The 13,682-nt window shown below is 67.3% G+C and carries 13 protein-coding genes; 5 read left to right on the top strand and 8 right to left on the bottom strand.

Going from position 1 to position 13,682, the window contains the following annotated elements; genetic code table 11:
* Window positions 1-52: 52 nt before the first annotated feature.
* From K2Y56_RS15015 to K2Y56_RS15000, 4 genes are all read right to left on the bottom strand, one after another.
* Window positions 53-1,600 carry an L-aspartate oxidase gene (locus tag K2Y56_RS15015; RefSeq protein WP_292508970.1) on the bottom strand — a complete coding sequence of 516 codons (1,548 nt, stop codon included), beginning with the start codon at window positions 1,598-1,600 and terminating at the stop codon, window positions 53-55.
* The gene (gene nadA / locus K2Y56_RS15010) at window positions 1,597-2,613 is read right to left on the bottom strand and encodes a quinolinate synthase NadA (RefSeq protein ID WP_292508967.1); all 1,017 of its coding nucleotides are present in this window, start codon (window positions 2,611-2,613) and stop codon (window positions 1,597-1,599) included. The genes K2Y56_RS15015 and nadA overlap by 4 nt, the downstream gene beginning before the upstream one ends.
* 139 nt (window positions 2,614-2,752) lie before the next feature.
* Entirely contained in the window at window positions 2,753-3,748 is a 996-nt protein-coding gene (locus K2Y56_RS15005; protein ID WP_292508964.1) for a hypothetical protein, read from the bottom strand.
* A 60-nt stretch (window positions 3,749-3,808) separates the two neighbouring features.
* The gene (locus K2Y56_RS15000; protein ID WP_292508962.1) at window positions 3,809-4,372 is read right to left on the bottom strand and encodes a sugar O-acetyltransferase; all 564 of its coding nucleotides are present in this window, start codon (window positions 4,370-4,372) and stop codon (window positions 3,809-3,811) included.
* A 136-nt stretch (window positions 4,373-4,508) separates the two neighbouring features.
* On the opposite strand from K2Y56_RS15000, the gene thiE reads away from it, so the two are divergent.
* From thiE to K2Y56_RS14985, 3 genes are all read left to right on the top strand, one after another.
* On the top strand, window positions 4,509-5,219 hold the full coding sequence (thiE, locus tag K2Y56_RS14995) for a thiamine phosphate synthase (RefSeq protein ID WP_292508959.1): 711 nt from the start codon (window positions 4,509-4,511) through the stop codon (window positions 5,217-5,219).
* Between the two features lie 37 nt (window positions 5,220-5,256).
* Window positions 5,257-6,063: a bifunctional hydroxymethylpyrimidine kinase/phosphomethylpyrimidine kinase gene (gene thiD / locus K2Y56_RS14990; protein ID WP_292508956.1), complete on the top strand. Its 807-nt coding sequence runs from the start codon at window positions 5,257-5,259 to the stop codon at window positions 6,061-6,063.
* Between the two features lie 108 nt (window positions 6,064-6,171).
* Window positions 6,172-6,801 (top strand): XRE family transcriptional regulator, encoded by a 630-nt coding sequence (locus K2Y56_RS14985; RefSeq protein ID WP_292509054.1) that lies wholly within the window; start codon window positions 6,172-6,174, stop codon window positions 6,799-6,801.
* Between the two features lie 15 nt (window positions 6,802-6,816).
* On the opposite strand, the gene K2Y56_RS14980 is transcribed toward K2Y56_RS14985, so the two are convergent.
* The 4 genes from K2Y56_RS14980 to K2Y56_RS14965 all read right to left on the bottom strand — a co-directional run bounded on the left by K2Y56_RS14980 (window position 6,817) and on the right by K2Y56_RS14965 (window position 11,505).
* Window positions 6,817-7,857 carry a sensor histidine kinase gene (locus tag K2Y56_RS14980; protein ID WP_292508953.1) on the bottom strand — a complete coding sequence of 347 codons (1,041 nt, stop codon included), beginning with the start codon at window positions 7,855-7,857 and terminating at the stop codon, window positions 6,817-6,819.
* Window positions 7,844-9,349, bottom strand: coding sequence for an ATPase domain-containing protein (locus K2Y56_RS14975; protein WP_292508950.1), 1,506 nt, complete (start codon window positions 9,347-9,349; stop codon window positions 7,844-7,846). Before K2Y56_RS14975 ends, K2Y56_RS14980 begins: the two co-directional genes overlap by 14 nt.
* Before the next feature lie 189 nt (window positions 9,350-9,538).
* Window positions 9,539-10,459, bottom strand: a complete 921-nt coding sequence (locus tag K2Y56_RS14970) for an alpha/beta hydrolase (RefSeq protein WP_292508947.1) — start codon at window positions 10,457-10,459, stop codon at window positions 9,539-9,541.
* Between the two features lie 29 nt (window positions 10,460-10,488).
* Entirely contained in the window at window positions 10,489-11,505 is a 1,017-nt protein-coding gene (locus tag K2Y56_RS14965) for an SDR family oxidoreductase (RefSeq protein ID WP_292508944.1), read from the bottom strand.
* A 274-nt stretch (window positions 11,506-11,779) separates the two neighbouring features.
* Between K2Y56_RS14965 and K2Y56_RS14960 the strand changes: the two genes are divergently transcribed.
* The gene (locus K2Y56_RS14960) at window positions 11,780-12,877 is read left to right on the top strand and encodes an OpgC family protein (protein WP_292508942.1); all 1,098 of its coding nucleotides are present in this window, start codon (window positions 11,780-11,782) and stop codon (window positions 12,875-12,877) included.
* Between the two features lie 74 nt (window positions 12,878-12,951).
* A partial coding sequence (locus tag K2Y56_RS14955; protein WP_292508939.1) for a GDSL-type esterase/lipase family protein occupies window positions 12,952-13,682 on the top strand: 731 nt, incomplete at its 3' end.

Raw genomic sequence — 13,682 nt, 5'->3', positions numbered from 1 at the left:
GTGGGGGTTAGGAAGATCTGATCCATATCGAGGTGATCGATCGAGAAGATCATCAGGCGTCGACGGAGGGCTTTGCCAGGAGCCCATCCACACGGTCCCATACCTCGGCGAGGGTGAGTTCGGTATGGATCGCCGCTGCGAGGCCCGGATGATCGCTGCGCCAATGGGCGCCCCTGCTCTCGGTCCGGGACAGGGCTGAAGCGGCGATGAGGAGGCCGGTGAGCGCCGCGTCGCAGCCGCGTCCTGCGGCCTCGGCCAGCCGGCGCACGGCTTCGCGCAGGCCCTCGCCATCGCGGACGACGCCGACATGGGTCTCCATCACGGCGCGGAGGCTCTGCGTCCCGGGCGTCCCGATCGCGCCCGGCCATGCGCCGGGGAGAAGTGACGAGCTTCGCGCGACACCGGCACTGATCGCCTCGGCAATCCGCGGGGCGAAGGCGAGGGCTTCGAGCAGGGAGTTGCTCGCGAGCCGGTTGGCGCCGTGCAGCCCGGTCGAGGCGACCTCGCCGCAGGCATAGAGGCCGGGGACAGAACTCGCGCCGGAGGAATCCACCTTCACGCCGCCCATGTGGTAGTGCGCGGCCGGCCGGACCGGGATCGGCCGGCGCTGCGGGTCGATCCCTGCCGCCGCACAAAGGCCCGCCACCGTCGGGAAGCGCGACGCCATCCGGGCGCCGAGTGCCCCGCGGCAATCGAGGAAGACTTCCTGGCCCCGGCTTTGGGCCTGGAAGATCGCGCGGGCGACGACGTCGCGCGGAGCGAGGTCGCCACCGCTGATCCCCGCCATCACCGGATCGCCGTTCTGGTCGATCAACCGCGCGCCCTCGCCGCGCAGGGCCTCGGTGGCGAGCGGCATCGGGTCGGCACCGGTGGCGATGGCGGTCGGGTGGAACTGCACGAACTCCATGTCGCGCATGACAGCCCCGGCACGCGCCGCCAAAGCGAGGCCGCTGCCGCCGGCGCCGCGCGGGTTGGTGGTCGAGGAATAGAGGGCGCCGACGCCGCCCGTCGCCAGCACCACGGCGCGGGCAGGGAGCGGAAAGACCGCACCGTCCCGCTCGCACAGCACCCCGGCAACGGCGCCGGTGTCGTCGCGCATGAGATCTCGGGCCGAGGCGACCACGACCTCGATCGAGGGCGTCGAGGCGACGGCATTGACCAGGGTCTCGAGCACCGCCCGGCCGGTGGAATCGCCGCCGGCCCGGACGATGCGACGACGCGAATGCGCAGCCTCCAGGCCGAGTGCCAGGGCGCCCTCCGCATCGCCGTCGAAAGGCGCGCCGAGCCCCACGAGCCAGCCGATCAGGCCGGGGCCGGCCTCGGCGACCCGGAAGGCGACGGCAGGATCGGTCAGGCCGGCACCGGCCGCTTCGGTGTCGGCCGCGTGGAGGGCGGGGGCATCGTCCTCGCCGATGGCGGCGGCAACGCCGCCCTGGGCCCAGCCCGTGGCGGTGCCCGAACCCAGCGGCGCGGCGGTCAGCAGCGTCACCGGCAAAGGCGCGAGGCGCAAGGCCGTGGCGAGGCCGGCGACACCGGCTCCGACCACAACGACGCGATCCGCTGCCAAGGGCCGGAAGGGAAAACGGGAGGGCGCGTTCATCGCGGACGCACCGCGAGCATGCGCTCCACCGCCGCGCGGGCGCGCTCGGCGAGTTCGGGCTCCACCGTGACCTCGTGGGTCAGCGTCTCGAGCGCGTGGCGGATGTTGGCGAGACTCATCCGCTTCATGTGCGGGCAGAGGTTGCACGGCTTGATGAACTCGATGTCCGGGTTCGCCGCCGCGATGTTGTCGCCCATCGAGCATTCGGTGACGAGCACCACCTGCGCCGGCCGCTTCTCGAGCACGAAGTTCATCATCATCGCGGTCGAGCCCGAGAAGTCGGACTCCGCCACGACGTCCGGCGGACATTCGGGATGGGCGATGACGGTGACGCCGGGATAGCTCTCGCGGACCTCGCGGATATCGGCCGGGGTGAATTGCTCGTGCACCTCGCAATGGCCGGCCCAGGTCAGGATCTCGACCTCGGGCACCATCGCCTGGACGTTCTGTGCCAGGAATTCGTCCGGAATCATCAGGACGCGCGGGGCATTCAGCGAGCGCACCACGTCGACCGCGTTGCCCGAGGTGCAGCATACGTCCGACTCGGCCTTCACCGCCGCGGAGGTGTTGACGTAGGTCACGATCGGCACGCCGGGATACTTCTCCCGCAGGCCGCGCACATCGGCGGCGGTGATCGAATCGGCGAGCGAGCAGCCGGCGCGCATGTCCGGGATCAGGACGGTCTTGCCCGGATTGAGGAGCTTGGCCGTCTCGGCCATGAAGTGGACGCCGGCGAGCACGATCACGTCGGCATCGACGGTCACCGCCTCGCGGGCCAGCGCCAGGCTGTCGCCGACGATATCGGCCACCGTGTGGAAGATCTCGGGTGCCTGGTAATTGTGCGCTAGGATGACGGCGTTGCGCTGCTTCTTGAGCGCAAGGATCGCGGCAACGTCGCCGGCCATCGTCGGCCACTCGATCGCAGGCACGTGACGGCTCACGCGCTCGTAGATCTGCGGCAGGGGGAAACCTGCCGACATGCCCGAACTCGCCGGGAGCGTGGTGGCCGCCATGAACGCCTCCTCACTTATGCTCAAATTGAGCATTGTGCCGACTAACGTAGGCTGTCGATCGTCGCTTGTCTAGATATGCTGAGAATGAGCATAACAATTTTGCGACGCAATAATTTTGGCTGCATCGGCAGCGGGCGGCTCAGCTCTGCCGCCGCGACGGCGTCAGCCTGAAACCCGGTGCAGGCCGCTCCAGCAGCACCTCGCGTCGGAACCGCATCAGGCGGGCTGGGCGCCCCGTGGTGCCGCTGGTGAGGTTCTCGGTCTCCTCGACGAGACCCTGCTGGGCCACCAAGCGGCGAAAATTCTGCTTGTGCAGTTCGGTGCCGGACAGGGCCTCGACCGTCCGCTGAAGCTGGAACAGCGTGAAGGTCGGTGGCAGGAGTTCGAACACGACCGGACGGTACTTGATCTTGCCGCGCAGGCGCCCGATCGCGGTGGCGAGGACACGGCGATGGTCGAAGGCCATGGGCTGGCCGGTAACCTCGGCGTTGCAGGCCTCTCCGGGCTGGCCCTGCGCCTCGGGGATCAGGCCGGCCTCGAACAGCAGTTCGTAGCGCTCCAGCACCCTTTCCTCGTTCCAGGCGCCGCCGCACAGGCCGAAGGTCAGGCCGAGCCGATCCTCGCGGCGGCGGCGCAGCTTCGGGTCGACGGCCTCTTCGGCCCAGGCGAGGAGCTTGCGCTCGATCTCGGCGAGGGCTTCGGGCCGGCCGGCGCGCCAATCCTCCCATGGCAGGTAGCTGTACCAGTTGCGCCAGGAGGCCTCGGCGAGGCCGGCCGGGCGCATCTCGCGCACCAGAGCCAGGTAGGCCACGGAAAGGGAGTGCAGACCGGCCGAATCCTCGCCCTGCCGGTCGCGGTCGCCGAAGGTGTAGAGCTGCTCGACATAGCCGAGGCGCTGATGGGTCTGGCGCTCGACCCAGGCGCGAAGGCCCCGTTCCAAGGTCGGGTGCTCGGGTACGAGGGGACCGTAGGGCAGGCCGTCGCCTCGTCCCGTCGCCTGACCCGGTACCTGAACGGTCAGGGCCCGCGGTTCGCCGTCCGTCGCCGCCACGATAACCGCGACGAGGCCGACCGCCGACGGGTTCGCGAGAGCGGCGCCCGCCTCGGCCCGTAGGGTGTCATCCGCCGTCGTCACGCTTCGTTCTCGCCCCGCAAGCCGTTCATATCACTGCTCTTCGCAGATCGCAGGCCAGGGTCAACGCGGCGGTTTCGCGAGCGGCCGCGCGGGGTTGCCCACAGCCGTGGCGCCCGGTGACACATCACGCGTCACCACGCTGCCGGCGCCGATGACTGCGTCGTCGCCGATGGTGACGCCTGGCATGATCAGGGCTCCACCGCCGATCCAGACATTGCGCCCGATGATGATGGGTCTGGCGAATTCCATGCCGGCCTCGCGCTGAGCCGGATCGCGCGGATGGTCGGCGGTGAGAATCTGGACGCCGGGGCCGATCTGCGTGCGCTCGCCGATCGTGACGGTCGTGACATCGAGAATGACGCAGTTGAAGTTGAGGAAGACGTGCGCGCCGAGATGGATGTTGAAGCCGAAATCGCAATGGAAGGGCGGCCGTACGACGGCGCCCTCGCCGACCTCCGCGAACAGCTCGGCGAGCATCCCGCGCCGTTCGGCCGCCGGAACGGCGAGCATCTGGTTGTAGCGCACGAGCCAGTCGAAGCAGCGCGCGGCGTCGGCGCGGATCTCCGGATCGCCAGGTTGGTACATCTCCCCTGCCAGCATGAGCTGCTTCTGCGTCGTCACCATACACCAGCTCCCGCTCCGAAACCGCTCAGATGGGTGGATGGTCGAGCTTTCGCCACTCGGATCGACCGTTGCGGCTTCCTGCGCGCGCCACCACGCCCTAAACTTCTTTCATAACCGAGGAGCGAGGCCAGCAGCGGTGATCGGACAGGAACAAGCGGCCTTATCGAATGTGACGGTGGATCTTCGCCTCTACGGCATCCTCGATGTCGGGGTTTGTGGAACCGATCCGAGTCGGCTCGCATCCATGGCGGCCGAAGCCGCATCCGGAGGCTGTACGCTGCTTCAGTATCGCGAGAAGGACATCGCCGACGCCCGCGCCGCCCTCGCCCGCGTCCGGGCGATCCGGGCCGCGCTCGCCGGCAGCGACGTGCCGCTCCTCGTCAACGATCGGGTCGATCTCGCCTTGGCTGCGGAAGCGGAGGGAGTCCATCTCGGCCAAAGCGACATGCATCCGGCCGATGCCCGCCGGCTCCTCGGCCGCGGTGCGATCATCGGGCTGACCCTCAAGTCGGGCGCCCAGGCGGATGAGCTCTACCGGATGCCGGTGGATTACGCCTGCATCGGCGGTGTCTTCGCGACGTCGAGCAAGGATAATCCAGACCCGCCTGTTGGACTTGACGGCTTTGCGAGGATCGCGTTCCGCGCCCGGCTCGCTCGCGGTTCCAGCTTCGCGCTCGGAGCCATCGCGGGCATCGATTCGAGCAACGCCGCGGCCATCATCGGCGCGGGCGCCGACGGCGTCGCGGTCATCTCGGCGCTGTTCGCCGAGGATTCAGTGGAAGGCCGCGCACGTGACCTGCGGGACAGGGTCGATTCGGCCCTCGCGGCCCGGCGCGGAGCCGCGTAAGCTTTCAGGCCAACACGACGCCAGCCAACGGACCGCCATGACACCCATCGCCGTCACCATCGCCGGTTCCGATTCGAGCGGCGGCGCCGGGATCCAGGCGGATCTCAAGACCTTCGCGGCCTTGAGGGTCTACGGCGCCAGTGTCATTACGGCGCTCACCGCCCAGAACACAATCGGCGTACAGGGCATTCACGACGTGCCTGCCGACTTCGTGCTGGCTCAGATCGAGAGCGTGTTCTCCGACCTCGCGGTCCGGGCCGTGAAGATCGGCATGCTGTCGCAGGTCGAGACCATCGTGGCCGTAGCCGAAGGCCTCAAGCGTTATGCCGGCAACATTCCGATCGTGCTCGATCCCGTCATGGTCGCCACCAGCGGCGACCGGCTCATCACCGACGAGGCCGTCGAAGCCCTGCGCCGGCACCTGCTGCCTCTCGCGGACGTCGTCACGCCGAACCTTCCGGAACTCGGCTGTCTCATCGGCGAGCCGACGGCGCCGAACGAGAACGCCGCCGTGGCCCAGGGGCGCCGCCTCCTAGCTCTCGGCGCCCGCGCGGCTCTCATCAAGGGCGGCCATGCCGATGGCAGCGAGAGCATCGATCACCTCATGGGCGCCGACGGCACGATGCGACGCTTCGCGGCTACCCGGATCGAGACGCGCAACAGCCACGGCACAGGCTGCACCCTGTCCTCGGCGGTGGCGGCGGGACTGGCCCGCGGCTTCCCGCTGGCCGACAGCGTCGCCCAGGCCAAGCGCTACACCACGGCCGCGATCGCCGCCGCCGCGACGGTGCCGATGGGGCAGGGCCACGGCCCGGTGCATCATTTCCATGCCCTCTGGCGATGATGGAAATGCGCCCGTTCCGCCTCTAAAAACCTTGCGCCTCCGGCCCGAATGCGTTTGTAGTAGCGTACGATCGTCCGGTTAACGGAACAAGGCGTGGGTTCGGCGGTGATGCAGGAAGAGGTGACGGCAACGGAGCGAGGTCGGCCGCGGGACGTGATGTCCGGCGCTCAGGTGCTTTCGGGTCAGCTCGGCAAGACGATCCAGCGTCTGCGCAAGGCCTACAATCTCTCGCTGTCCGAGCTCGCCGAGCAATCGGGCGTCGCCAAATCGATCATCAGCCAGATCGAGCGCAACGAGACCAACCCGACCCTGGCGACGATCTGGCGCCTCAGCCAGGCCCTCGACGTCTCCATCGAGCGGGTGCTCGCCACCAACGACGAAGAGCCCTTCATCGAGAAGATCTCCCGGGCGGATACGCCGAACCTCGTCTCCGAGGATGGGCTCGTCCGGCTGTCGATCGTCGGCTGGATCAAGACCGTGGAGTGGCTGCAATGGTACGAGGTCACCGCCGAGCCGGGCGGCATCCTCGATTCAGACCCACACCAGCGCGGATCGGTTGAATCTCTGACCGTGACGGAAGGGATGTTCGAGGTCGACGTCGCCGGCACTCACCACCGGGCACGGGCGGGCGAAACCCTGCGCTACCGCTGCGACCGTCCCCACAGCGTCCGCTGCATCGGCGATTCTCCCGCCAAGGCAATCATGGTCGTGATCATGAAGGCTGCCGTGATGGAGTGAGGCGTCGGCGTCTCCTCAATAGGACGGCACCAGCCTCTCGTCCGCGAGCGGCGCCTCCATATGGAAGTGCACGCCAGTTTCGGCATACTCGATGTTGACGGTCGCGTTGCACTGCTGGGCGAGCACCCGCTGCAGAAGTGTCGAGCCGAACCCCTTCCTTTGTGGCGGAGCCACTGCCGGACCACCGGATTCCACCCAGTCCAGACAGAGGATGCGATGCCCCTCGTTCTGGCTGACGCTCCAGGTGACGTGGATGCGCCCGTCGGACTTCGTCAGCGCCCCGTGCTTGGCGGCGTTCGTCGTCAATTCGTGGATCGCCATTCCGGTCGGCACAGCGAGGTCGGCCGCGAGTTCGATCGGCGGACCGCTGAAGACGATCCGCTTGTCTTCGGCATCGTTGTAGGGCCCAAGCTCGTTGCGCAGGAGATCCTCGAGGGGTGCCGTCTGCCAGTAATCCTCGGTGAGCAGGTTGTGCGTCTTGCCGAGCGAGACGATGCGATCCGAGAACGAGTGATAGAAGGTCTCGACGTTGCGGGTCGAGCGCGCGGTGGCGCCGAGGAGTCCCTGAACGGTCGCCAATGTGTTCTTCACCCGGTGGTGGAGCTCGCGGATAAGGAGCGCCTGGCGCTCATGGGTGAGCTGACGCTCGGCGAGGTGGGACTCGACCTCGCGCTGGCGCCGCCTCGCCCGCAGCGCCGATCGTACGGCGTTGGCGAGGATCGAGGGGTGGAACGGCCGTTCCAGCACCGTGACGTTCCCGAGGAGGTCGGTCAGGCGCTGGTCGGGCGTGCTGCCGCGCAGGCTCAGCAGGATGAAGGGAAAGTCCGACCATGGCGGCTGCCTCTCGACCCATTGCGCGATCCCGCGACGGTCCCAGCGCAGCAATGCCTCCTCGGTGACGACGGCGCAGGAGGCACGGTCGAGATCGGCAACTAGGGCATCGAGATTGAGCTTCGCTTCCGAGGCGATCCCGACCTCGGCGAGGATCGCCGTCGCCACCCCTGCGTCCCGCCCGTCGGGGGCGAGGACGAACGCGATGCTGTTACGAAGAGGCATCGGAGCCTCGATCCCGCAACAGGCGCTTGCCGTCGCCCTCGAAGATCGGCACGCCGGACAGGACGCCGCGGAAATCGACGAGCGGCTCGCCGACGCGGAGGCCCTGGGAGTCGATTCGGAACTCGCGGATCGTATCCTCGTGGGCGCCGGTTCGCTTCTTCAGGACAGAGAGGGCGCGGCGCACCCGGCCTGCGGCCTCGAAGAACCGGAGCATGATCACGGCGTCGCTCACATAGGTCAGGTCGACCGGAGCCTCCATCCGCCCGACCATCCCGTGTTGCGCAAGGATCAGGATCGTCACCACGCCCTGCTGGTTCAGGTAGGTCAGCATCTCGTGCATCTGCAATACGAGATAGGGCTGATCTGGCATGGCGCTCATGTAACCGGTCAAACTGTCGATCACCACGAACCGAACGCCGTCGTTCTCGACCGCGTCGCGCACCTTGCCGGAGACTTCTCCCGGCGACACGTCGGCGGGGTCGACCTGTTCCACCTGAAGCAGGCCGCTGGAGAGATGAGGCGCAAGGTCCATGCCGAGCCCGGCCGCGCGCTGGAGCAGGATTCCCATGGTCTCGTCGAAGCTCACGACGAGACCTTTCTCGTTTCTCTTCAGGGCAGCGGAGAGATAGCTCAGGGCGAGGGTCGACTTTCCGGCGCCCGAAGGCCCGATGATCAGGGTGCTGGTGCCGCGATGCAATCCGCCGCCGAGGACGCCGTCGAGTTCGGGAACCCCGCTGACGATCACTTCCGGTGTGAACGCACGATGGTGCTGCGCCGCGACGAGGCGGGGGAAGACCCGGAGCCCTCCGCGCTGGATGACGAAATCGTGGAACCCACCTTGATACTGCGTGCCACGCATCTTGATCACGTTGAGCCGGCGCCTTGAGGCCCCATACGACGGCGTGTTCTGCTCAAGGCGGATGACCGCATGGCTGATCGAGTGAAGGTTGAGGTCGTCGTCCTCGGCGCTGAGGTCGTCGAGCATCAGGACGGTGGCGTCGTTGATTAGAAAGTAGCTCTTCAGTGCCAGGACCTGACGCCGGTATCGCAGCGAACCGTGCGAGAGCAGCCTGATCTCCGACAGGCTGTCGAACACCACCCGCGTGGGCTGCACGCGCTCGATCTCGGCGAGCGCCATCCGGACCGTCTCACCGAGTTCGAGGTCGGAGGAATGGACGAGGCTCTGCTGCTTCTCCGAATCGAGGCTCAGCTCCGGCGGCACCAGCTCGTAGATGTCGATATCGTCGAGGGACCAGCCGTGACGCTCGGCGACCGAGAGCAACTCCCGCTTGCTCTCGGAGAGGGTGATGTAGAGACCGCGCTCGCCGCGTTTCTTCCCGTCGAGGAGGAACTGCATGCCAAGAGTGGTCTTGCCGCAACCCGGACGACCCTCGATCAGGTGGGCACGCTGCGCCGCATACCCACCGCCGAGAACGTGGTCGAGACCCGGCACGCCGGTTGGGATGGGTGCGGCGTCTTGGGATAGCGTCATCGGCGAACTCTGTACGGGCTCCAGGTCGAATGTCGCGAGGCATATCGTGTCGAGGAGCGATGGGAAAACCCGCCGTCCGCAAGCCGAGCGCACCTTGCGTGGTCGGATGGGAGAACCAGCGAGACGGCGAACCGATCCAGAAAACGTTAGGCGACGTCGCCACACCTTAGGGTGGAGTTTCGTCGCGCCCTAACTTCCAGAGGCGCCACGTGCCGCGGCCACGATCTCTTCGATGTGGAAATGATGGAGCATGTGGCCCGCTCCCGCGATGAGATCGAATTGGGCGTCAGGCAGGAGGCGAGCCGCGTTCCAGCCGTGGAAGAGGTTATTCACCACGATATCGGCTTCCCCGCCGAGAATGCGTACCGGGACGGGGCAGGTCGCATAGGCCAGGGCCGAGCGGGTCAGGCCGGGCCATAAGGCTGCGGCGTCCTCGCCGTTGGCGATCATCGGCGCGGGTCGGCGCACCCAGGCGAAGGGAAACTCGGCGGCAACCCGCGCCGGCATCTCCTGCGGCAGGAACATGGCGCGCCACAGCAGGGGCAGGATCGCGGCATCGAAGGCAGGACCGCCCGAGAAGGCCAAGGCGTCGCCAAAGATCGGGACGGCACGTGGTCCGAACAGGACCTGTTCGAGACGCGGTTCCGGAAAGCAGATCGGTGCGACGGCGACCACCCCCGCAACGTCTTCGGGAAAACTCATGGCGTAGGACAGGGCTACCGCGCCGCCGAACGAATGGCCCACCAAGACAGGGCGGTGCAGGCCGAGCGCCTTCATCGCGTCCCTGATGATCGCCGCCTGGTTCCAGGGCGAACCGTCCTGGAACCGGATCCGGTCGCTGGCGCCATGCCCCGGCCGGTCGACGGCAATGACCCGGAAATGCCGGCTCAGCGCCGTCATCGGCCCAAGCCACATGTCCTCCAGGGCCATGAGCGAACCATGGATGAGGACGAGATCGGGACCCGATCCGGCCTCCACATAGGCGATGCCGCGCCCGTCCGTGGACCGCACGATGCGCCGGTCAGGCGCTGCCGGCTTGCCCTGTCTCGGTGGAAGGGCGAGGACGTTCGACTCGTCCACTTGGCCGGACCAGGCCGACGGAGCCGGCATCCTGCGATCCGAGGTCATCGCCCTTGCCCTCAGCGTTTGCCATTGCGGCCGCGCGCACCGGCCCCGACCAGAAGGGCCGCCGCTGCGAGGCCGGCCACGACCGCGGTGGCCGAGGCGGGGTGGAGACTGAGGCGGGTATAGGTGCTGTTGCGCATCACGTAGCCTGGATGATCGCCGCGGGTCTGGCCGTCCGCCTTGAAGGCATGAAGCGATCCGGCAGGGTCGCGCGGCGCTTCATTCCGTTTCTGGAACCCCGTCACGGCCGGCGCAAGCAGGTCGTAGGCGCCGGGCGCGAATTCCTTGAGGCTCGCGAGCGCCTTTGCACCGCCGCCGACATAGATGTCCCGCAGTGGGTGGACCGCCGCATGCAGAATCGCGTTCGCCACCTCCTCCGGCGGGTAGACCGGCGGCGGCAGCCGCGGCTCGCTGTCGGTGTAGTTGCGGGCATGCTGGGGTAGAGGTGTGTCGATCGAGGCCGGCTTGACCAGCGTGACCGAGATCGGTGCGCCGGCCTCCAGCAGGTCCATGCGGAGGGCGTCCGTGAAGCCTTTGATCGCGTGCTTGCTCGCGCAGTACATTCCCTGCAGCGAGAAGGCGAGGTCGGAACCGAGGCTGCCGACATTGATCAGCGCCCCGCCGCGGCTTCGAAGATGGTCGACGGCGACGAGGGAGCCGAAGACGGTACCCCACAAGTTGGTCTTGAGCAGGCGCTCGTGATCCGCGTCGCTCACTTCCCACAGGCGGCCATAGATGGTCAGGCCAGCATTGTTCACCCAGGTGTCGAAGCCACCGAAGGCCGTGATCGCGTGAGCCGCGACCGCCTCCACCTCCTCGCGGACGCCGACATCCGCCGCCACGGCCAGGGCCTGTCCGCCAGCGCCGACGATCTCGTCCCGGATCGTGTCGAGGGCTGCGCCGTTGCGGGCCACGAGGACGACCCTGGCGCCGCGCTCGGCCGCCATCCTGGCGGTGGCGAGCCCGATCCCGCTCGATGCGCCGGTGACGACGATGGTCTGCTCGCGAAGGGGCTTTTGCGTTAGCGGCATGGGATACTCGGCGGGAGCTGGGGCAAGGCTGTGATCGGCCGGCGAAGGGTCGGCCGCAATCCTCTGCAACGTCCGGTGACGGTACTTGTTCGCTCCAGGGTCACGGGCGGTTCCGCGCGGCAGCTTCCGGTGCTCGCTCCGCTTGCGAGCCAAGCCTGCCCGGTCCCGGGTCGCCGGCTATCGGGCGATTGCACCGGATCGGCCTTTGCATGACTCGCCGCGGGCCTTATCAGGGCCGGCATTCCCATCACCGACAGCCGGAGCCGACCTGCCGATGCGCGAACCGAACGCGATCGATTTCTGGCGCGGCCTTGCCCTGGTGACCATCTTCATCAACCACATTCCGGGCAACACCTTCGAACGCTACACCTATTCGCAATACGGGATCTCCGATGCCGCGGAGCTGTTCGTGTTCCTCGCAGGCTGGTCGATCGGCATCGCCACCCACGGCCGCGATGGCAGGCCCGAGCCGGCGCTCACCAGTGTGCTGCGACTTCTTTCGCGCACGGTCGAAGTGTACCGGGCGCAGATCACCACCATGGCCCTCGCTTTGGCGATGATCGCCGGAACCGCGCTCTATCTCGACAACCCGCTCATCCTCGAATGGCACAATGCCGGCGGCTTCTTCGCCGATCCGATCCAGACCATGGTCGGCTTCGCGGTCCTCACCCACCAGCTCGGCTTCTTCAACATCCTGCCCCTCTACGTGCTGCTGATCGGCGCAGCGCCGATCTTCGTGCTGGTCGCGAGGTTCAGCCGAACGGCCGCCCTGAGCCTCTCTCTGACGATCTATCTCGCGAGCCTCGTCTTCGAGTGGAATCTTCCGTCCTGGCCGGGGGAGGGCGACTGGTTCTTCAATCCGCTCTGCTGGCAGCTCCTTCTCGTCCTCGGAATCGTTTTTCAGGGCTGGTTCCGCGAACATGCGTGGATGCGGTCATGGGCGAGGAGGCTTATCCCGCTTGGCGTGGCCATCGTCGCTCTCGGCATTTATCTCTCGATCTACGAGATCAGGCCCGACCCCCTCGTGGTGCCCGATCCGCGTCTGCTGTTCACCTTCGACAAGACCTACCTGTCGCCGGCACGCCTCATTCATTTCGTCGGTGTGCTCTTGGCCTTCCAGGCCGTCTACGCCGTACTCGCCCCGCGGTTTCCGGCGATGGTCGAATACCTGTCCGGCCTGGGCCGAAACTCCCTTGCGGTGTTCTCGATCGGCTCTCTCCTCAGCCTTGGGGCGCAATTCGTCAGATTCCAGACTGGCGGCGGTGTATTCGTTGACCTTGTCGTCGTAGTATCAGGCCTGATCGCACTGGGTGTAACAGCATGGTTCGTCGAATGGCGCTCCCGAAAGCCACGGCCGTTGGCCTCGGCCTGATATTGGGCTTCGTCGCCGCATCCGCGCACGCTCAAGCGACGCAGACTGTGGTGTCGCCTCCGAAGACATCCCAGATGGACGGAGCCGAGGTTCCGGACATCGCCCTCTCCCCCGAATGCCGGGTGCCGGGCTCGAAGCTTTACGCTCTCAACAGGCTGAGTGCAGTGAAGGCAGCCCTGCGCGAGAAGCAACCGGTGCGCGTCCTCGCCGTCGGTGCCCCCGCGGCGAGCCCGAGCGCCTCCACGACCTATCCGGTCAAGCTCGAGGCAGCATTGGAACGGGTGCTGCCGAATGTCGACGTCCAGATGGAGAGTCGCGGATTGCCCGGCGAGGTCGCGTCGGGAGCCGCGGAGCGTCTGCGGACCATGGTGGCCGAATCCGAGCCGGACCTCGTCCTCTGGCAAGTCGGCACCCATGATGCGCTCGCACGCGTCGATGTCGGCGATTTCGGCAACGCCCTGCGAGAGGCGGTGCAATGGATCAAGTCGCACGAGATCGATGTCGTCCTGGTCGACCCACTCTACACCGCGAGCCTTGCCGAGGACGCCTACTACACCAGCGTTGTCCAGAAGGTCGGGGAAGTCGCCGCAAGCGAAGGCGTGCCCCTGGTTCAGCGTTACGAGGCCATGCGCTACCTCTCGGCCAAGGGCGAGATCGGCGAGAGCCACCAGCTCGGCCGAGCCTTCCGCCTCAACGATCTCGGCCTGCGCTGCATGGCCGAGCACGTGACGCGGGTGATCTCGCTGTCCTTGCTGCAACCGGAAGTGGGCACCACTGGCAGCCCCGCTCCGGTGCAGGACGCCCC

The sequence above is a fragment of the Methylobacterium sp. genome, from assembly GCF_019745455.1.
Classification (GTDB): Bacteria; Pseudomonadota; Alphaproteobacteria; order Rhizobiales; family Beijerinckiaceae; genus Methylobacterium.
Note: the sequence above shows the minus strand (reverse complement) of the source record. Positions and strands in the feature narration are given on the sequence as shown.